Below are 4304 nucleotides of genomic sequence, written 5' to 3' on the forward strand. Positions count from 1 at the left end.
GCCAAGCGCTGCACATGGAAATGGTCGGCCGTATGCTGGTCGAGAAGGCCTGACCATTGTCCTACGACAGGAGCGGGCCAATGACCGATATCAAGTGCATCACGGTGCAGGTCTTTGCGCTGGCGCTCTTGTTGATGGGCGGCAGCGCGCTGGCGGCGGTGCAACCGATCACCGCGTTGCCGTTGCGGGCAGACGCCGATCAACGCTGGCACCTGCCGGCCGGGGAATACCGTGGCTCGTTCAGCGTCGATGAATCCATGCAGATTCTCTGCGAGCCGGGTGCGGTATTTCAGGGGGAGGGGCAGGGCAACGGCTTGATCATCAGCGCGCCGGATGTCGGGATCGAGGGCTGCACGTTCCTGGACTGGGGGCACGACCTCACCGCCATGAACGCGGCGCTGTTCATCCAGCCGAAAGCTCATGGTGCAGTGATTAAAGGCAATCGCCTGCAAGGCCAGGGGTTCGGTATCTGGGTCGACGGCACTCAGGATGTGAGCCTGATCGACAACCGAATTCAGGGTGATCCGACGATGCGCTCCCAGGATCGCGGCAACGGCATTCATCTGTATGCGGTGCATGGCGCCCAGGTCATTGGCAACCAGGTGCGCGACACCCGCGATGGCATCTACATCGACACCTCCAACGGCAACCTGCTGCAAGGCAATACCCTGGAAGACCTGCGCTACGGCGTGCATTACATGTTCGCCAACGATAACCAGTTGATCGGCAATACCACTCGCCGTACCCGCACCGGCTACGCCCTGATGCAAAGCCGCAAGCTCACGGTGATTGGCAATCGCTCCGAGCAGGATCAGAACTACGGGATCCTGATGAACTACATCACCTATTCAACCTTGCGCGACAACTTCGTCACTGACGTGCGCGACGGCTCGACCGGCGACAGCATGATCAGCGGTGCCGAGGGCAAGGCGCTGTTCATCTACAACTCGCTGTTCAACAGCATCGAACACAACCACTTCGAGCACAGCGCCGTGGGCATCCATCTCACCGCCGGCTCGGAGGACAACCGCATCGCCGACAACGCGTTTGTCGGCAACCAGCGGCAGGTCAAGTACGTCGCCACCCGCTTGCAGGAATGGTCGGCGGATGGCCGGGGCAATTACTGGAGCGACTACCTCGGCTGGGACCGCAACAACGACGGCCTCGGCGATATCGCCTACGAACCCAATGACAACGTCGACCGTCTGCTGTGGCTGTACCCGCAGGTGCGGCTGTTGATGAACAGCCCCGGTATCGAGTTGCTGCGCTGGGTGCAACGGGCCTTTCCGGTGATGAAATCGCCGGGTGTGCTGGACAGTCATCCGCTGATGAAGTCATCCACTCAAACCCTGACCCAGGAGCCCGCAGCATGAACGTCATCGACATAGAAGGCGTTAGCCAGCGTTATGGGCACGCCACCGTGCTGCATCAGCTCAACCTCAGCCTGGCGGAAGGTGAAGTGCTGGGTTTGTTCGGGCACAACGGAGCGGGCAAGACCACCAGCATGAAACTGGTGCTTGGCCTGCTTCGGCCCAGCGAAGGGCAGGTCAGGGTGTTCGGCCGTTTGCCCAGTGATCCCCACGTGCGGCGCCTGCTCGGTTATCTGCCGGAAAACGTGACGTTTTACCCGCAACTGAGCGGTGTTGAGACATTGCGTCATTTCGCGCGACTCAAAGGCGCCGCGTTTGCTCAGGTGAATGTGCTGCTTGAGGAAGTTGGTCTGGCCGGTGCGGCGCATCGGCGGGTCAAGACCTACTCCAAAGGCATGCGTCAACGCCTGGGGCTGGCGCAAGCGCTGCTTGGCGAGCCGCGTTTGTTGCTGCTCGACGAACCGACGGTCGGCCTCGATCCCATCGCTACCCAGGACCTTTATCGCTTGCTCGATCGCCTGCGCAGCCAGGGCACCAGCATCATTCTTTGTTCCCACGTATTGCCGGGTGTCGAGGCGCACATCAACCGCGCGGCGATTCTGACCCAGGGCCGCTTGTTGGCCCTCGGCAGTCTTCGCAGTTTGCGTGAGGAAGCCGGGTTGCCGACGCTGATTCGCGCCAACGGCCTCAAGCACGCCGGGCCCTTGCAGCAACGCTGGAACAACGCCGGGCACGTCACCGAGCGCTGGGGCGTCGAAGGGCTTGAAGTGGCCGCGCTCAATGGCAGCAAGCTCGGGCTGTTGCGCCAATTGCTCAATGAAGACGAACCGGCCGACGTGGAAATCCATCAGCCGTCTCTGGAAGATATTTACCGCTACTACATGAGCCGGGCCGGTGCGGCGCCGATCGGGGAGGCTGTATGAACGCTGTCTGGAACATGGCCCGCAAGGAGTTCAGTGACGGTTTGCGCAATCGCTGGTTGCTGGCGATCAGTGTGTTGTTCGCGGTGCTGGCCATCGGCATCGCCTGGCTGGGTGCCGCAGCTTCCGGGCAATTGGGTTTCACCTCGGTGCCGGCCACCATCGCCAGCCTCGCCAGTCTGGCGACGTTTTTGATGCCGTTGATTGCGTTGCTGTTGGCCTATGACGCCATCGTCGGCGAGGACGAGAGCGGCACGTTGCTGCTGTTGCTGACATACCCGTTGGGTCGCGGGCAGATTCTGCTCGGCAAGTTTGTCGGCCACGGGTTGATCCTGGCGCTGGCGACACTGATCGGTTTCGGCTGCGCCATGCTGGCCATCGCGGTGCTGGTGGACGATGTCGAACTGAGCCTGCTGCTTTGGGCCTTTGGCCGGTTCATGGCGTCGTCGACGTTACTGGGCTGGGGTTTTCTGGGACTGGCCTATGTGCTGAGCAGCGTGTCGGCCGAGAAATCCACGGCGGCCGGGTTGGCGCTGGGTATCTGGTTCTTCTTCGTGCTGGTGTTCGACCTGGCACTGCTGGCGCTGTTGGTGCTCAGCGAAGGGCAGTTCAACCCCAAAGTGTTGCCCTGGTTGCTGCTGCTCAACCCCGCTGACATCTATCGCCTGATCAACCTCTCCGGTTTTGAGCCCGGTGCTGGCACCACGGGTGTGCTGACGCTGGGCAGTGATTTGCCGATGCCGGGCTCGATGCTCTGGCTGTGCCTGTCGCTGTGGGTGGCGGTGCCATTGGGCTCGGCCTGGCTGTTGTTTCGTCGCCGGGCGACATGAATTTCCACTTTGATAGTTTTGGAGGAGTTGACGATGAGTACGTTTTATCTGACGACGATGCGTGCGGTGGCGGGCCTGATGATGTGCCTGTTACTGACGGCCTGTGACAATCCGGCGCAAGCCACTTACAGCGACGCGGCCACAGCCTTTCACCCCAGTGATGAATGCCATGTCTGCGGGATGATCATCAACGGATTCCCCGGGCCCAAGGGCGAAGTGGTCGAGCGGGCCGGGGTCAAGAAATTCTGCTCCACGGCGGAAATGATCGGTTGGTGGTTGCAGCCGGAAAATCATCATGGCGATGCAAAACTGTATGTCCACGACATGGGCCGCAGCCCGTGGTACGCGCCGGATGACGCCCACCTGATCGATGCCAAAGACGCGTTCTATGTGGTCGGCACCCAACTCAAAGGCGCCATGGGCGTGGTGCTGGCGTCCTTCTCCAGTCGCGGGGCTGCTGAAAAGCTTGCCGCTGAACAGGGTGGTCGCTTGCTGCGCTTCAGCGAGATCACTCCTGCGCTGCTGCAGCAACACTAACGTCGTCGCGAAAATCTGATCGCCGTCAAGTCGGTATTTCTTCACCTGCTCAAAGATAGGGCTCGCTATGTCCCCAGTGCTTGGCATCCGTGATGCCCAGGAGTAAATGATGAATACCGAGTTTCAGGACCGTTTGGCGGTGGTCACGGGTGCCAGCTCGGGGATTGGCCTGGCACTGTGCGCCGCGCTGTTACCGCGCGGGGTCAAGGTGCTGGCGATGTCTCGGACCCTCGGTGAATTGCCGGCGTTGCAGCAGATCTACGGGGAACGGTTGCAGTGGTTTGCCGGGGATGTCACGAGTCAGCAAGACCTGCGCGAACTGGCCGAACGCGCGGCGGCGCTGGGTCCCGTGGACTATCTGGTGCCCAACGCGGGTATCGCCGAAATAGCCGACAGCCTGGATATGCAGGCCTTCCAGCGCCAGTGGGCGGTCAACGGTGCCGGGGCGTTGAACACCCTGGCGGCGTTGCGGGGTGAATTGGCGAGCCCGGCTTCGGTAGTGTTTGTCGGGAGTTTCCTGACCGGCTCGAGCTTTCCCGGGCTGGCCGCCTGCATCGCCAGCAAGGCTGCACTCGCGGCTCAGGCACGCACGCTGGCGGTGGAGTTCGCGAGTTTTGATGTGCGCATTAATCTGGTCTCGCCGGGAC

The 4304-nt window shown here is 61.6% G+C and carries 5 protein-coding genes; all 5 read left to right on the forward strand.

All coding sequences use genetic code 11. The features are described from left to right. Positions 1-80: 80 nt before the first annotated feature. Positions 81-1373 carry a nitrous oxide reductase family maturation protein NosD gene (locus WLY71_RS29830; protein WP_347806432.1) on the forward strand — a complete coding sequence of 431 codons (1293 nt, stop codon included), beginning with the start codon at positions 81-83 and terminating at the stop codon, positions 1371-1373. Continuing rightward, complete coding sequence (locus WLY71_RS29835) at positions 1370-2293, forward strand: ABC transporter ATP-binding protein (RefSeq protein WP_347806433.1); 924 nt, start codon at positions 1370-1372, stop codon at positions 2291-2293. The genes WLY71_RS29830 and WLY71_RS29835 overlap by 4 nt, the downstream gene beginning before the upstream one ends. Continuing rightward, complete coding sequence (locus WLY71_RS29840; RefSeq protein WP_347806434.1) at positions 2290-3120, forward strand: ABC transporter permease; 831 nt, start codon at positions 2290-2292, stop codon at positions 3118-3120. Before WLY71_RS29835 ends, WLY71_RS29840 begins: the two co-directional genes overlap by 4 nt. Before the next feature lie 33 nt (positions 3121-3153). Then, a complete protein-coding gene (locus WLY71_RS29845; RefSeq protein WP_347806435.1) occupies positions 3154-3657 on the forward strand; it encodes a nitrous oxide reductase accessory protein NosL in 504 nt (167 codons plus the stop codon). 109 nt (positions 3658-3766) lie between these two features. Next, a partial coding sequence (locus WLY71_RS29850; protein ID WP_347806436.1) for an SDR family oxidoreductase occupies positions 3767-4304 on the forward strand: 538 nt, incomplete at its 3' end.

Source organism: Pseudomonas rossensis (genome assembly GCF_039888995.1).
Classification (GTDB): domain Bacteria; phylum Pseudomonadota; class Gammaproteobacteria; order Pseudomonadales; family Pseudomonadaceae; genus Aquipseudomonas; species Aquipseudomonas rossensis.

What these genes read in the sequence shown, in the direction of transcription:
- WLY71_RS29835 (WP_347806433.1), top strand. Translation starts at nt 1,370, where the DNA reads ATGAACGTCATCGACATAGAAGGCGTTAGCCAGCGTTATGGGCACGCC.
- WLY71_RS29840 (WP_347806434.1), top strand. Translation starts at nt 2,290, where the DNA reads ATGAACGCTGTCTGGAACATGGCCCGCAAGGAGTTCAGTGACGGTTTG.
- WLY71_RS29830 (WP_347806432.1), top strand. Translation starts at nt 81, where the DNA reads ATGACCGATATCAAGTGCATCACGGTGCAGGTCTTTGCGCTGGCGCTC.
- WLY71_RS29845 (WP_347806435.1), top strand. Translation starts at nt 3,154, where the DNA reads ATGAGTACGTTTTATCTGACGACGATGCGTGCGGTGGCGGGCCTGATG.